Source organism: Glutamicibacter sp. AGC84 (assembly GCF_053543575.1).
The window spans coordinates 108,415-123,182 of sequence record NZ_JBLVOC010000011.1; the positions used below are offsets into that span (position 1 = coordinate 108,415).

The following is a 14,768-nucleotide window of genomic DNA, read 5'->3' on the forward strand; positions in this document are numbered from 1 at the left end:
GCACTGCCCGGGTTTCCCCCAATGCGAAATGCGCCACAAGCTAGCCTTATGCGTTTCCGCGGTTGCGTTCGCGCATGGCACGCAACGCCTCGCGGTTATCCTGCTTTTCCCTCAAGGTCTGCCGCTTGTCGTATTCGCGCTTACCGCGGGCAACGCCGATCTCCAGCTTCGCCCGACCGGATTTGAAGTACAAGCTCAGCGGGACGACGGTCAGGCCGGCTTCACTGATTTTGCGTTCGATCTTGAGCAGTTCCTGGCGGTGCAGCAAGAGCTTGCGGCGACGACGGGCCGCGTGATTGGTCCACGATCCATTGAGGTACTCGGGGATGTAGACGTTCTCGATATACAGCTCGCCACGGTAGAACTGGCCGAAACCGTCAACCAGCGAGGCCTTGCCTTCGCGAAGCGACTTCACCTCAGTACCCGTGAGCACCATGCCAGCTTCGAAGGTGTCGAGTATTTCGAAATCGTGGCGCGCCTTGCGGTTGCTCGCGATTACTCGATCTTCTTGATTCTTCTTAGCCACGTTACTCCTTGCATGTCGCGGGCGGATTCCCGCGCACAGATTACAAGTCTAGCGCTAGAGAAGTCCCAAGGGGTTCACATGTGAACCATTGATGATCGTTTCGAAGTGCAGATGGCAGCCGGTCGAATTGCCGGTGGTGCCAACGTAGCCTATAACCTGGCCCTGCTTCACATGCTGGCCGACACTTACCGCGATGCGGGACATGTGGTGATAGTTGGTGGCCAGGGCCTTGCCCTTGATGACGCCGTGAGAAACGGTGACCTTGTTACCCGAGGATCCGCCCCAACCGGCCATCCACACTTCACCGGAGGCAGCAGCCGTGATTGGCGAGCCGCACTGGCCGCCGAATCCCCAGTCAATGCCTGCGTGGACATAGCCGCCACGGCCGCCATAGTCGATTGTTCCAGCTGGAGTCGGGCGCCAGCCGAAGGTCGAGGTCAATCGGTTACTGGTAGTGGGCTTAACCAAACCCCAGCTGCTTGGCTCGGCATATGTCGGTGCCTTTGGCTCGGATTTCGGTGCTACATAGGCCTTCTTCTTGTAGGCCTTTTTCTCTGCGCGAGCTTCCGCGGCCTTGCGCTCCTGCTCAGCTTCGTAGGCCGCCTTTTCCTCAGCGATGCGCTTTCGCTCGGCTGCCGCCTCGCGGCGCGCTTTTTCTTCTGCCTTGCGCTTGCGTTCGGCAGCTTCCCTGATCAAGCGCTCCTGGCGTTCCTTGATCTGCTGGTTGACCGCGGCGTATTCCTTCTGCTGCGATTGCAGTTTCGCCTGGATACGCGGCTTCTGCGCTTCAAGTTCAGCACTGAGTTCTTCGGTGCTGGCAACCAGCGCATCCAGTTCGTTCTTGGCGTTCTGCGCAGCATCTCGCGCCGCCTGCTCCTGCGCCAAGGCTTCCTCAGCCTGGGCTTTCAGGGAGGAAATTTCCTTTTCAACAGCAACCAGGCGAAGCTTGTTGCTTTCATTGCTGGCTTGTTCCTGGGCCAGGTCATTGTATGCGGCATTCTGGGATTCCATGGCGCGGTTGGCCATGTCCAGGCCATCTGCCATCTTGGTCGCCGAATCCATGTTGAGGATCATGTCCAGCCCGCCAGAAACGCCGCCGCGCTTATACGCCTCAGAAGCGATCTGCGCCATCGCATCTTGAGCGTCGGAAAGCTTAGCCGCGTTTTCCTCGATCTGCTTAGCCACTTCATCACGAGTAGCTTGCGCGCTGATTAAGCGGTTGTTGAGATCGGAAAGGGTGGCCTGTGCATTGGCTACGCGGCTTTGCGCGTCAGCCAATGCCTGCTGGGCTACAGGAACCTGTGCTTGCTGGTCACGCAATTTCCTGTCGGTTTCTTGAATGTCGGCATCCAAGAATTCCATGTCGTTCTCGAGGGTATCGATGTTCTTTTCGACTTGAGCTTTCTTGTCGTCCAGCTCATCGGCGGCTACCAGCCCTGCGGGCAGCGTGAGCGCGAGAGCCATTGCTCCACCGATGGAGGCGCGTAAGAATTTACGTCGCACTGCGTTCGACAGCATAAAGCTCCTTTTAGAAATTGCGTACTTCAGTTCAAGCCTAGATAACGTTCAGCTAAACCTTCAGGTAACGCTTCAACGTTACCACTGATGAAATTGTGGCCAAAACGATACCAATAATCAAGAGTATCGGAGCAACAAGCCATATTTCACTGGTGGAGATGAACGCTACACCGACGTTTTCATTGGCCAACTTATCCTCGACGAGGAACTTCAGCAGCATCCACAAGGTTCCAGAAGCCAGCAATCCACCAATCAGCGACGCGATGACTCCTTCGATAATGAACGGCAGCTGAATCGTTGCTTTCGATGCACCAACCAGTCGCATGATCGTTGTTTCGAGTCGCCGGTGCATGGCTGAGAGCTGGATAGTCGTACCGGTCAGCAGCACCGCGCAAACAATCATCACGATTGCAACGACAGCAGCGGCGGCGGACGCCACGCGCACCAACTGGAAGACCTTTTCAAGCAGTTCCCGTTGATCAATGACCGAGTCAACGCCTTGTACCGTGGAGAACGCTTCGTTGATCACCGGATACTTCTCCGGATCTACCAGTGCGACGCGGAATGATTCAGGCAGCTGCTCAGCAGTGACCTGGTCAACCAACGCCGAGTTCTCGTATTGGTCGAGGAAGTTTTCGTATGCCTGGTCCTTCGACTCGTAGGCGAATTCCTTGATATACGGCGCGAGCTGCTCTGATTCGAGCATCTCTTCAATGCTCTGACGCTGCTCTTCGGAAACCGCGCTACCAGCGCAGTTGGGCGAAGTGCTCGTGTCATCGCAGAGGTACACCGCAACTTCCATGCGGTCGTACCAGTAGCCCTTCATCTGGTTGATCTGGAGCTGCAGTAATACCGAGGCACCGACGAAGGTCAACGATACGAAAGTCACCAGCACCACAGAGACGACCATGACGACATTCTGCCGCAGGCCCTTCGCCGCTTCGCGGAGAATAAATCCTAGTCTCACTGGTCCTCGTCTTTCTTGTCCTCAGCAACCTGTGACTCTTCGTCGTACTCCACGGCGGAATCGCCGACGAGCAGTTCGCGCGAACCGTCCTGGTTCACCACGGTGGTCATCGGGGCGTACTGTCCATCAATTTCATCGCGGATGACCTGCCCGCGACTCAGTTCAATAACGCGGTGGCGGTATTCGCTCACCAGTTCATGTGCGTGCGTAGCCATCAGGACAGTCGTACCATTCTGGTTAATGCGGTTGAGCACGTTCATGACTTCGATGCTGTTCTTGCGGTCGAGGTTACCCGTAGGCTCATCGGCAAGCAGGATCGAGGGCCTGTTCACAATGGCGCGGGCAATGCCGACGCGTTGCTGCTCGCCACCGGAAAGTTCAGTTGGCTTGCGACGCGCCTTATCTTCAAGGCCGACCATTTTAAGTGCATCTGGCACACGCTCGCGGATCTGGGCCCGTGAAGCTCCAATGACCTCCATGGCGAACGCGACGTTGTCGAAGACCGTGCGCTCGCGCAGCAGGCGGAAGTCCTGGAAAACGAAACCGATATCACGGCGCAGCTTAGGCACACGGCGGCTCGGAATGCGGTTGAGGTTCTGTCCCGCCACGTAGACGGATCCGTCGGTGGAGCGCTTTTCGCGCAGCACCAAGCTGAGGAAGGTCGACTTACCCGAACCGGATTCGCCAACCAAGAAGGCGAACTCGCCACGGTCTATCTCGATGTTTATATCGTCCAAAGCTGCATTCTGCTGCTTTGGCTCGTAAACCATCGAGACGTTTTCGAATTTAATCATGTCTTCAATCGCTAGTCTTCGTCGGGGCGCGACCCACGAATACCAATCTCGAGATCAAACGTCTTTTGGTGCGCCAGTCTTCCAAACACTATCGGTGCCAGGTAGCTAACCAGCCGAAATATAAGGTGTGTTGCGAGATTCATGCCGTACATACAGCTAACGCAGAATGCCCAGCTTAGGCATGACTAGCTGGAATTAGCGAAACGGAGTTCGTAACGGTGACGATACTTACACCCTCTGTGGCAAAAGCGTTTAGACCAGCTGGAATTCGCGATTTCGCTTACTTACTAGGGCGACGCTGTCCTGCACGCCAGCGGATGCCTGCATCAATGAAATCGTCAATTTCACCATCAAGTACTGCCTGGGTATTGCCGACTTCATGTTCGGTACGCAGGTCCTTGACCATTTGGTACGGATTAAGCACATAGGAACGCATCTGATCGCCCCAAGATGCCTTCACATCTCCGGCGAATTCCTTCTTCTGGGCGTCTTCTTGTTCTTTCTTCAGAAGCAGCAACCGCGACTGCAGAACTCGAAGTGCGGCAGCACGGTTCTGGATCTGCGACTTTTCGTTCTGCATCGAGACGACAACTCCGGTAGGAATATGCGTCATGCGTACTGCAGAGTCGGTGGTGTTAACGCTCTGTCCGCCAGGGCCAGAGGAACGGAAGACGTCCACGCGAATTTCAGATTCAGGGATTTCAATGGTGTCAGTCTGCTCAATCAGCGGCACGACCTCCACCGCGGCAAACGACGTCTGGCGACGTCCCTGATTATCGAATGGTGAAATGCGAACCAGACGGTGCGTGCCGGCTTCTACCGAGAGTGTGCCGAAGGCATACGGTGCGTCGATTTCGAAGGTTGCCGATTTGAGGCCGGCCTCCTCGGCATACGAGGTATCCATAACGGTGGCCTTGTAACCACGGCGTTCAGCCCAGCGCAGGTACATGCGCAAAAGCATCTCTGCGAAATCGGCGGCATCAACGCCGCCGGCACCGGAGCGAATCGTGACAACCGCTCCGCGAGCATCGAATTCACCGTTGAGAAGGGTAACAATTTCGAGTTCGGCAAGGGACTTCTGGACGCTGACGAGCTCTCTGTCCGCTTCGTGCAACGTATCATCGTCGTCTTCAAGTTCAGCAAGCTCAACCAAGACTTCCAAATCGTCGATGCGGGTCTTCAGCCGGGTCAGCCGTTCCAGCTCAGACTGGCGATGCGATAGCTTGCTGGTAACGATCTGCGCGGCGGCCGGATCATCCCAGAGGTTCGGAACGCCAGCTTCCTCCGAGAGGACTGCGATGTCAGCTTTGATCTGCTCGACATCGCTCACGTCTTCAATTGCGGAGAATGTAGAACGCAGTGAGCGGATTTCAGCGGAGAAGTCAGTTTTTGCCATGGTCCTCTAAGACTACGTCATTTAGCCATTGATCCATGAGTCCGGTGCTATCGCCGAAAAGAAGTTCCAATAGAGGTATTCACTGAAAATCACGCTGTGGAACCCCTAGCCAACGTGCAAGGCTTGCATCCACGGGTCGATCGGGAAGCCGGCCAGTCAGTTCTCGAACAGTGTTTTCTGAACTGGGATTTCGAGGTGGGGTCCGCAAGCTTCCAATGAAGCCCGAACTACCGCAAAAATGATGGATCCGGTTGCGCTGGATCCATCCTTCCTGAATTCCGCTCCTGGGGCATGCAGCAGCGTTGCTCGCTGACACGTTCTTTCTCTTGCTTCCCCGTACTTGTGCGTTTCCCGCTTCCCTGGAACATCCATGCTGCTCTGCGCGGATGTGTTCACCTGCTCAGTACAGTTCTTGCTGATGAATCTACAGATATTGGTACTCCGTCTGGAACGATCCACCCCACTATCGGCGGTTGCACCGAACCCTGCAGCACGAGATTCGCACCTTGCCCATCAGGCGTGATCTGCACCCGGCCAATGCGTAGATTGTCGACGCGGCCGGCCGCACCCACATCCGAAAGGTACTGTTGCACGGCTTGTTGCACGCGTTGCTGGTCCAACTGAATCCTCGGGTCGCCATTGTCCGCAACAAATTCGAATTCATCCACGGCAGCCACGACGGCCCCGTCGGCAATTGACAACAGCTGCCGCGCTTTGAGGTTGACTGCGCTGACTGCTAGCACCACTGAAATAGTCAGCAAAGTGATGGCGCACAAGCCGATTGCCAGCACTAAGGATTGCCCATCCTCGTCCCGTGGATTCAGGGCAGTGCGTTTTGTCCTAGCCAAAGCGATCAGTCCTTTGCGAGGCTGAAGAATCCACGGTGAAAGCAGATACCTCTGCCCAGTCGGAAACGAAAGGAAGGGGAACATCCAACGCTACCGTCACGGTGACGACACTGCCCGGACTCAAGCATTCCTTGTCGCAACTAATCGATGTGCGAGCGTCGGCATATCCAAAGTTGTTCATGGTTCTTCGTACGACTGCGTGCGCATCTGACCTTGCCTGGGCGGGGTTATCGGCGGCGGCGAAAACCTTCGCTGCATGATCAGCAGCTCCAACCACGGCATAGCTACCGCCTTGCAGCTGTCCGACGGCCAGGATCAGGTACACCATGGGAATCAGCAAGACAGTTGAAGCAAAAATAAACTCCACTATCGCGCTGCCGCGATCTTCGGCCCGGATTCTCTTGTGCATCGCGGCAGCGAGATACTTGGCTCTACCCATAACGCACAGCTTCTCCCTGAACCTGCAAATCCCACCCGTTGGGCATGAACCCGATTAAGGGCACCCTCGTGTTAACCGATACGGTTACCAACTGGCTATCACCAACGCGGGTTGTGCTCACAGCAATGTCACGGGCAAATCCGCCATGCAAGCTTTCGGTGATCAACATCCGAGTTCTGCTTCGAGCGTCGGATACTGACCGATTGGCCAAAGCACCGTAATGGGCGCCGTTCGATGCTGCGTCAATCAGGGTGTTGCGCACATGCAGTACCAACGCGAGTTGGATGAGCGTCATTGCGATGAGCACAAGCAACGTTGTGACCATGACAAATTCGGCTACAGCAGACCCGTTCTCGCCATCTACAAGTTCCGCAGATTCCGAATTTTGAGGAGACCCCGCACTCGACCACATGCGCGGTTATCCCAATCCGGAAACTCGATCGATCGCTTGGTTGAACAGGTCCTGCAGCCTAGGCCCCGCAATGGCCAGCAATGCGGCAACCAGCAACGCGGACATGAGGGTAATCATGACCCATCCGGGCACGTCGCCTCTGCTTTCCCTGAGTTTCGGGGAAACCTTACGAAAGAGTAGTTCACCGGTTGCAGTGATTTGCAATACCAGTTTGAGCATCATTTCTTGTATGTGATTCATGACGGCCCTTCTAACTTGCTAAAGGATTTCAAAGTGGGAGATTCAAGCTTTTCTATGCTCCGATCAATAACTCATCTCCAATAACGCCAGACCGGGGAATACGGCGAAAACGATCGTGAGAGGAAGAATTCCGAACACGACCGGGACCAGCATGGAAATCTCGCGTTTTCCTGCAACTTCCATAAGTTCTCGTTTGGACGCATCGCGGACGTCTTGTGCTTGGTCTCTGAGCACTTGAGCCAATGGTGTGCCTCGCTCTGTTGCAACAACGATTGCATCGACGAAGCGCGTCATGGCTCCAACTTGCATCCGGTCGGACATATTCTGCATCGCTTGGACCATCGGTGTGCCTGCGTGAATGTCGTTCAAAGTCTTGGTGAATTCGTCACCGATCACCCCGTGGCAGATTCGTGAAATTCTTTCGATGGCCCCGGTGGTTGATTCGCCTGCGCCGACAGTTAGCGCCAGCACTTCGGCCACGGTTGGAAACTGAGTCAATATTTTCCTGGCCCGCCGATGGATCTGTTCGCCAAGCCACCAACCACGCAATGCATAGCCAACAATCCCGAAACCAATAACGACTAGCACCGATAGGATCAAAGAGACATGATACTGAACGGCGGCAAAGGCCATGAACGCAGAACCTGCTACTAGGCCTGCCAGAGCATAAACAATTTCTTGAGACCGGTAGTCAATCACGCTCATGTCCAATCCGGCAGCGTTCAGACGCTTCCGAAGAGTACTTGCCGAAGGACTGTGCAGGCTAGCCAGCTTCTTGATTTGCAGCAGCATGGGGGCAGCGAGTTGGCCTAAAGCCGAGTGCCCGGAGTCAGAGTGCCATGAGTCTTCCAGCATGCGTGAGCTTCGAACGCCAACGCGAACATGGGGCGCAATACGATCAGCGAAGGCCATTCTTCGCCAGCCCGGCAGATTCACAAAGACCAGCCAAAGGCCTATGCCAAGTCCCAAACCGCAAAGCGCCGCCCACGGCGTATAGCTGTTCATGCCAGGACTCGTTCTTCTACTGGCAAGGTGCCCAGCCGGAGCATGATTCGATAGCAAACGAGGGAAACCACCATGCCCAGGCATAGCACTATCACTCCCCCGACCGTCATATATGCATCCTTCGCAGCTTCCTGGGTGCCCAAGACCAACAGCAAAATCCATGGCGCGGCGACTGCCAAACGCGCTGCCGAGACAATCCATGATTGGCGGGCCGCGAGTTCCCCTCGTGTTCTCACGTCATCGCGCAAGAATGCCGACAAAGTTGTGAGCGTATGCCCCAAGTCGGTGCCCCCGACTTCACGAGTAATCCGCAATGTCGTGAGAATCTTGTCGGCTACCGGGTCTGCCAAGCGTTCGCCCAGCTGGTCCAGCGCCACGGAGAAGTTCGCTGTGGCTCGATAGTCCAACGCGAAATCCCGAAATAGCGGACGCAATACCTGCGGGCCGACGACAGCCAATTGGCTCAATGCTTCGGGAAGAGATAGGCCCGCCCGGATGGCACTTCGCAAGTGATCAACCACCTCTGGCCATTGTTCTTGCAATGCTGCGCGGCGCTTGGTGGCTTGATGGCGCAGGTAGACCCATGGTGCGAATGAACCGAAGATGCTAAACACCAAGGCGAAGAGCCACGAAGCGGTGAGTCCCAACGTCACCAACGCGGAAGCCAGCCCGCAGACCAGGCAAATCACGATGAATTTTGCCGGAGCCAGATTGCTCATTCCTGCATGCAAAAGAGCGTTCTTGATGGCCGAGCTACGTTTGGGCGATTTTGCCCACGGGGCGAAGAGCAACCAGTCAACCATGAGAGCAATGCCTAGCCCGCCAAGGAGAGCAAAGAAAGCAACCACCGCTACACCGCCATCAATTCGGCAATATTGATTCCAGCGACATCAAACTTTTCATGGGACCAATCGGCTCCCCGAGCCGGCAGCAGGCGATCGGCTTGCCGCTCGAATAGCGTCGAGGACTCAATTTGCCCTTCCTCCACGCGGTTGCGCACGCTGAGAATCTCGTTGACATAGCGATGGCCCTGTGGACTCCGCACGCAATGAACCACAAGGTCAATGCATGCAGCCACGGTCTTGATGGTGAAGTCGCTGGTGATATTTGGTCCTGCAAGCAACGGCAAAGTGCAAATTTTCGTGATGGCGTCACGGGCAGAATTCGCATGCAAGGTACATAGCCCCGCGATTCCCGAGTTCAGGGCAATAAGCATATCCAAGGACTCTGCTTCGCGGACCTCGCCGATAATGATCCGTTCCGGGCGCATGCGCAAGGCCTCCTTGACCAGCCGGCGCATCGTGATTTCACCGGTGCCTTCAAGATTGGCGAGGCGAGTTTGCATTGCAACGACATCTCTTAGTGAAAGATTCAGCTCAAAGATTTCCTCGATGGTGATAATGCGTTCCCTGGGGCCGATCGCTGATGCCAGACAGTTGAGCATTGTCGTTTTGCCGGCTTGCGTAGGGCCGGTAACGATGACATTCAGACCGGCACTGATCGCCGTAGAAAGGAACCTCGCTGCTTGTTCGCTCAAGGCTCCCAGCTCAACTAGATCTTCAAGTTTTCCCGCGCGAGCAATGAACTTACGAATGTTGATGGCCCAATGCTCATGGGTGATGTCTGGAATCACGACGTGAAGACGAGACCCATCAGGCAATTGGCAGTCGACGAATGGCTGGGAAAGGTCCAGACGCCTGCCCGACGTTTTGAGCATGCGTTCTACTAGAGCCGCGATTTCTGCCGATTCCATGCGTATGTGGGTCAGTTCGCTTTGGCCGCCTCTGGCGCAAAATACTTGATGTGGAGAATTTACCCAGATCTCTTCAACAGAAGGATCATCCAACAAGGGTTGCAGCGCTCCGAACCCGGCCACATTATCGAATACTGAACGTTGGGCGGCCTCTAGCGATCCAAGTGAAGGCACGGCGCCAAGCAATGCGCGTTCGTCGTAGTCGCGAATGACCTCTTCAATCAGTGATCGGATCATCGCTGGCTGCTTTGCCGGGTCCAATCCACGCCGGCGAACCAGCTCGCGTACTTCGTCTTCGACAATGGACAGCGCATCCACGACTGACTCCTTTGGCTTCCCTACTGGAGGATCCCGATCTCGGGGACTATCGGCGAGCGCGTCGTCGGTGCAGCATACCTATTCGTATGACAAGGGATGCTATCTGCAGCAGAGACCGCTTTCAAGAGGTTCCCGAAGTTGTGGATAGTTCTTGGTACTTTCTCCACACCAAGATTCTTATCTTCCAGCGCCGCCCTCAATGCTGGTTTAGATGGGAGCGACAACATTCCATTACATTCAGGAGACCTCATGGTCCGCTATGAATTACTTCTGATTTCCCGAAAATTCCAGCATCCGCGGCAATTCGAACTTGTCATGTCCGGACGAATATCGGGCGAGCAGCTCGCCGCACTGCTGCAGCAGCATTTCCCGAGACAACGATGGTATTCGGGAATAACGCGGATAGAAGAGTTGGGGGTCCTGCATGCGTCTGAACGTCTTCTGCTCAATGAATTGCCCCAACCTGTTCGCGCCACAAGCACCACAGCTTCGTGCCTCAAGTTATATGTAGTTCGCGGCCCCGACGCTGGTGCCTGGATTCCGCTCACAAAGGGAGAACATGTCATTGGCAGAACCGCCCCATTATGGTTAGAAGATCCGCTGGTTTCCCGGGTTCACGCGAAGTTATTCGTGACAACCCGGAGCCTGCGCCTAGTAGCCTGCTCTGAGCAGCAACTTGCCATGCCAGATGGCAGCCGCTGCGAGTCCGTGGAATTGGAGCACGGATCGCGCTTCTTTCTGGGCAACACTGAATTCGCTGTCGGTGATCCATTAACCGCCCAATCCGGTCAATTGGTAACCCCCGAACAATTGGAAATCCAAGCACCTTCCAAGCCCGAGCTGTCCCGCTTAATTGCTCTGGTCCTCGCAGCATTCGTTCCGATCATCTCCGGCGTCTTGCTTGCCTTGGTTACCGGTTCGATGCTCTTTCTGATCTTGAGTGGCGTTTCGGCCCTTATGGGTATGGTGCCTGCCGGTCAACTGTTCGTGGAGCGTCGCGAATGGAAAAGGGAAATGGAAGTGCAACGAGCTTCCGCCATTATCGCGAGAAGTAAATATTCTCCGGCTCTCGGAGAATCGTTCGTAGCCGGACTGGATTCCGCTTCTTTGGGACTGTCGCATGCCCGGATACCACCATTGGTTTGGGGCGAGGGACTGTGGTCTCCGCAGGACACCTCTCGTTCTGATCCCACGGGGATCCGCAAAGTATTTCGTAGCCTCAGGAAGACGAAGTCGGACGCGCCCTGGTTCGGTCCAGTATTTTTCCCGAGTACCCCGAGCGTCTGGCAGCTGAATTCTGCACAAGGGCAAAGCGCTGGGGCTATTCTGGCCGCAGTACTTGCACGCTATCTCCCGGCCATACATTCCGGCCAGATACGGCTCGTGCTCGATCCCAGTGTCAGGTGTCTTCCGGCGTCGCTGCTTTTGATGAGCAACGTTTCCGTGGCCCACCTGTCGATTCCCGAAGAATCGAGCTTCACCAGGAAAGAGGAAACCAACCTGGCGACGTTGTACGTCACTGCCCAGGAACCTCAACCTATTTCCGGCGCCCTGGTGCTGGGCGTTTCTCCGGTGCTAGCCGAGTCCGTGGAGAATTGGATTGTTCCAAGCCCCGTGTCCTCGCGTTTGCCCGACGAACGCTTAGTGCTGCAGAACCTAAGCACGCTGAGCCTTTCGCGGTTCGACAGGATGGTGCAGCAGTATGTGCAGCTGCAAAAGCAGGCAATAACCAAGAACGCAGAAGCCATTGCATCCCCATCACTAGCCGTACGGGCACATCTGGGCCTCGATGAACAGCAAGAGGACGTGTTCCTTGATCTTCATGAGGATGGTCCGCACGTACTGATTTGCGGCACTACAGGGTCAGGCAAGTCAGAAGCGCTCAGGCGCCTGATTGCTGATTTTGCCCGGAACTACCCGCCGACTCAGCTTGCCTTCGCACTTATTGATTTCAAGGGTGGAGCTGGACTAGGCGTCTATGCAGGTTTGCCCCATGTCCAGCTCTTCGCAAGCGACCTCGATGAGGCAGCGGCTCAGCGCACGTTGGAACAACTAGAACATGAGGTGCGGCGGCGCGAGGAGCTTCTGGCAGCACAAGGCTGCAGCGACATTGCGGAATATCAAGATCTCGACGAATCAGGCCCGATTCTGCCTCGCTTGCTGGTAGTCATTGACGAATTTCGTGTTTTCGTCGAAACGCTTCCTCAAGCCAGCGCCAGAATTGATCGTTTAGCTGCGGTGGGTCGAGCTCTAGGAATCCATCTGATTCTCAGCACGCAACGTCCGGCTGGCGCTTTGACGGGACAAACCAAGGCGAACTTAAACACGACAATCGCATTGAGGGTAAACGACCCGGGTGAGTCCGTGGAACTGGTGGGCTCTACCGAGGCGTCCAAACTCCTCCACCCCGGACAGGCGATCATCAAGGGCGCTTCCAAGCCCACTAGGAACATGCAATTCCAGCTGGCCATCGAGCCGCCACTGCACGGCGAACTATTCGAGCGGAATCGTCAAGATCTCAGCCTTCGTCCGTTGTGCCGATTCGAAAAGAGCATCGCGTCAGTCGCCGGAGATCGCTTGCAAAACCATGCAGCAGAACTTTCCTCACAGTGGTCCACTTCGGAGCTCCCGGTATCTGGTTTTGCTCCAGCGTTGCCTCGGCCAGCAGAACCAACGCACTCGCCAGATACGTGGGATGGGAAGGAACGAGGAACGATTTACTGCGGCGTTGCAGATAATCTGCATTTGGCCCGGCTTGAACCTTTGATTCTTGACCCTGCCCGTTCACGATCAACATTGATCTGCGGCTTGCCAGAAGCCGGTGCCCGAACCCTGTTCGCTTCCCTCGCCCGTTCGCCCAGAAAAATACTTTGCTTCGGTCCGTCGCCGATCCCGGATGCCACTGAAAACGTCAAGGTTGTCACGGGTGAGGATCCCTATGGCTTTTTCGATGCTGTCGACTTCCTGGAATCCATGCCCAGTGATCCAGCATTGATCATTCTCGTTCATTCACTGGCCCAGTTGCAGTCCAATATCCACCCGCAACATTTCCAACGCCTGGACGAAGCACTCGGTACGCTATTGCGTTTCGGCGGCCCGCAATCGCCTATGGTGATTTGTTCAGTTGACCGCGACCAAAACGCGTTGAAGTCCACCGGTCTTTGTACAGAGCAATGGTTCTTCCCATTCAACGCTACCGAGTCATTAAAGATGATGTGGCCCAAGATCCCGGCCTGTTCGCTCTTGCCGGGTCGAGGGGTCAAGCTGAGTTCGGGGCATCCTCCGCAGGTCTTCCAACTCACCGAAGTTCAAATAGCTGAAATCCCCGGAAGCACCTGGCCCGAAGTGCCTTCAGCTTGGCAGATGCCTTCAAGTTCTGCCCTTCAACCGGCAAACTTTCTGGGATACTCGCCCTTCGATGGTGAAGCGGTCCCTCGACCAGCAGGTCCGATGGTTGTTGTGCTGTGCCCCGATACGCAACAGCGCCTGCAGCTGTCTGCCGTACTCGCTGCGCGTTGGAACTCCCCGCATATTTGCGGCCTACCGGACTTTGAACGGTTCGTACGTTCTCTCGAGGACGGCTCGTACCGTGTTCGGCAGGACTTGCTTTGCCTCTTCCTCGAAACCACCAATGACTCTCGGTTGCCACCGCTCTTGAGCGCTCTGAATTCGAGGGGAATCGGTGTCGCGCTATTCGTTCCGCCGTCTAGCAGGATGGCCTTCGACCTGGGATTGAGCGCCAACGGGCTCGATGATCGCCAGGTAGTCGCTGTCGAAGCCCATCATCCGCAAGATCTTCAACCGATGAATTGGCAGCCAATCCATCAGGTGCCTCATCAAGGAGCCAAAGACTACTGGTGCGCGGTCATCTCCAAACGAGGCAAACCGCGGATGATTCATATTCCGTACGAATTATCTGCTGGCAATTCAGCGGTTTGGCCGGTCTCCGAGGAATGCGGTGGTCCTCGGCGCGAAGAGCATCACCACAGTGGTTCCGGCGACCACGATGGAAAGTACCGCCGCGGCCGTCACCATCGGGATATTGGAGCTCAGGAATGAAACAGAGAGGATGAGCTGGAATAGTTGCCAAACGACAATCGGAGCACGAGTGAACGCTTTTCCCTTGAAGAAGTTGACAGCTACCGAGCCTTGCCAAACGGCAAGAAGCAAGCACAGGGCCAGCATGAATAACTGCCCGCCCATATTGACTGTTCCGTTGGTGTCGAGGTTCAACATGTAGCTGACGGCGTACGCCAGAACAGCCAGGGCCTCAATTAGGACAAGCGCGGCAACCACGAAAACACTGGTTGGGCGGGACGAGATTGCATTTTCGTTGCTCACATCAACAATTTTCGTTGACCTTCTGCAGGAACTCAAACCGCAACAATTGACTTTTGCTGTTGCTCGCGCCACACCTCTGATAACTAGCGGATCCTAGTGCCAAATGCCATGTGAGAAAGCACTCAGGCATTCAGCAACATTTCGCTACCGTGACTCTTGTTTACTTCCGCGTTACATGAAAACCTTATGTGGTCGGTTAAACGAAGTGCCC

General features: G+C 55.5%; 13 protein-coding genes. 1 reads left to right on the forward strand and 12 read right to left on the reverse strand.

Annotated elements, in window-relative coordinates; all coding sequences use genetic code 11:
- Positions 1–46 precede the first annotated feature (46 nt).
- The 12 genes from smpB to ACNPN0_RS07440 form a co-directional block, all read right to left on the reverse strand.
- Complete coding sequence (gene smpB / locus ACNPN0_RS07385; protein WP_105658370.1) at positions 47–526, reverse strand: SsrA-binding protein SmpB; 480 nt, start codon at positions 524–526, stop codon at positions 47–49.
- A 54-nt stretch (positions 527–580) separates the two neighbouring features.
- Positions 581–2,044: a peptidoglycan DD-metalloendopeptidase family protein gene (locus ACNPN0_RS07390; RefSeq protein ID WP_434693306.1), complete on the reverse strand. Its 1,464-nt coding sequence runs from the start codon at positions 2,042–2,044 to the stop codon at positions 581–583.
- Between the two features lie 52 nt (positions 2,045–2,096).
- Positions 2,097–3,011 carry a permease-like cell division protein FtsX gene (ftsX, locus tag ACNPN0_RS07395; protein WP_448938279.1) on the reverse strand — a complete coding sequence of 305 codons (915 nt, stop codon included), beginning with the start codon at positions 3,009–3,011 and terminating at the stop codon, positions 2,097–2,099.
- Positions 3,008–3,805, reverse strand: a complete 798-nt coding sequence (ftsE, locus tag ACNPN0_RS07400; RefSeq protein ID WP_105658367.1) for a cell division ATP-binding protein FtsE — start codon at positions 3,803–3,805, stop codon at positions 3,008–3,010. Before ftsE ends, ftsX begins: the two co-directional genes overlap by 4 nt.
- A gap of 280 nt (positions 3,806–4,085) precedes the next feature.
- Positions 4,086–5,201, reverse strand: coding sequence for a peptide chain release factor 2 (prfB, locus tag ACNPN0_RS07405; protein WP_105658366.1), 1,116 nt, complete (start codon positions 5,199–5,201; stop codon positions 4,086–4,088).
- Between the two features lie 392 nt (positions 5,202–5,593).
- Positions 5,594–5,992 carry a hypothetical protein gene (locus tag ACNPN0_RS07410; protein WP_332487271.1) on the reverse strand — a complete coding sequence of 133 codons (399 nt, stop codon included), beginning with the start codon at positions 5,990–5,992 and terminating at the stop codon, positions 5,594–5,596.
- A gap of 49 nt (positions 5,993–6,041) precedes the next feature.
- The gene (locus ACNPN0_RS07415) at positions 6,042–6,488 is read right to left on the reverse strand and encodes a hypothetical protein (RefSeq protein ID WP_105658364.1); all 447 of its coding nucleotides are present in this window, start codon (positions 6,486–6,488) and stop codon (positions 6,042–6,044) included.
- The gene (locus tag ACNPN0_RS07420; protein ID WP_448938280.1) at positions 6,481–6,900 is read right to left on the reverse strand and encodes a TadE family protein; all 420 of its coding nucleotides are present in this window, start codon (positions 6,898–6,900) and stop codon (positions 6,481–6,483) included. Before ACNPN0_RS07420 ends, ACNPN0_RS07415 begins: the two co-directional genes overlap by 8 nt.
- 6 nt (positions 6,901–6,906) lie before the next feature.
- Positions 6,907–7,140: a hypothetical protein gene (locus ACNPN0_RS07425; RefSeq protein ID WP_448938281.1), complete on the reverse strand. Its 234-nt coding sequence runs from the start codon at positions 7,138–7,140 to the stop codon at positions 6,907–6,909.
- Positions 7,141–7,203: 63 nt separating this feature from the next.
- Positions 7,204–8,145 (reverse strand): type II secretion system F family protein, encoded by a 942-nt coding sequence (locus tag ACNPN0_RS07430; protein WP_332502648.1) that lies wholly within the window; start codon positions 8,143–8,145, stop codon positions 7,204–7,206.
- The gene (locus ACNPN0_RS07435; protein ID WP_434693295.1) at positions 8,142–8,993 is read right to left on the reverse strand and encodes a type II secretion system F family protein; all 852 of its coding nucleotides are present in this window, start codon (positions 8,991–8,993) and stop codon (positions 8,142–8,144) included. The genes ACNPN0_RS07430 and ACNPN0_RS07435 overlap by 4 nt, the downstream gene beginning before the upstream one ends.
- 2 nt (positions 8,994–8,995) lie before the next feature.
- Positions 8,996–10,216, reverse strand: coding sequence for a CpaF family protein (locus ACNPN0_RS07440; protein WP_105662564.1), 1,221 nt, complete (start codon positions 10,214–10,216; stop codon positions 8,996–8,998).
- Between the two features lie 249 nt (positions 10,217–10,465).
- Here ACNPN0_RS07440 and ACNPN0_RS07445 point away from each other — a divergent pair, with 249 nt between their 5' ends.
- Positions 10,466–14,275: an FtsK/SpoIIIE domain-containing protein gene (locus ACNPN0_RS07445; protein WP_448938282.1), complete on the forward strand. Its 3,810-nt coding sequence runs from the start codon at positions 10,466–10,468 to the stop codon at positions 14,273–14,275.
- Positions 14,276–14,768 lie beyond the last annotated feature (493 nt).

Excerpts from the sequence above, each read along its gene's own strand:
- ACNPN0_RS07390 (WP_434693306.1), bottom strand. The coding sequence starts at position 2,044 with ATGCTGTCGAACGCAGTGCGACGTAAATTCTTACGCGCCTCCATCGGT.
- ACNPN0_RS07445 (WP_448938282.1), top strand. The coding sequence starts at position 10,466 with ATGGTCCGCTATGAATTACTTCTGATTTCCCGAAAATTCCAGCATCCG.
- ACNPN0_RS07415 (WP_105658364.1), bottom strand. The coding sequence starts at position 6,488 with ATGGGTAGAGCCAAGTATCTCGCTGCCGCGATGCACAAGAGAATCCGG.
- ACNPN0_RS07430 (WP_332502648.1), bottom strand. The coding sequence starts at position 8,145 with ATGAACAGCTATACGCCGTGGGCGGCGCTTTGCGGTTTGGGACTTGGC.
- ftsE (WP_105658367.1), bottom strand. The coding sequence starts at position 3,805 with ATGATTAAATTCGAAAACGTCTCGATGGTTTACGAGCCAAAGCAGCAG.
- prfB (WP_105658366.1), bottom strand. The coding sequence starts at position 5,201 with ATGGCAAAAACTGACTTCTCCGCTGAAATCCGCTCACTGCGTTCTACA.
- ACNPN0_RS07425 (WP_448938281.1), bottom strand. The coding sequence starts at position 7,140 with ATGAATCACATACAAGAAATGATGCTCAAACTGGTATTGCAAATCACT.
- ACNPN0_RS07420 (WP_448938280.1), bottom strand. The coding sequence starts at position 6,900 with ATGTGGTCGAGTGCGGGGTCTCCTCAAAATTCGGAATCTGCGGAACTT.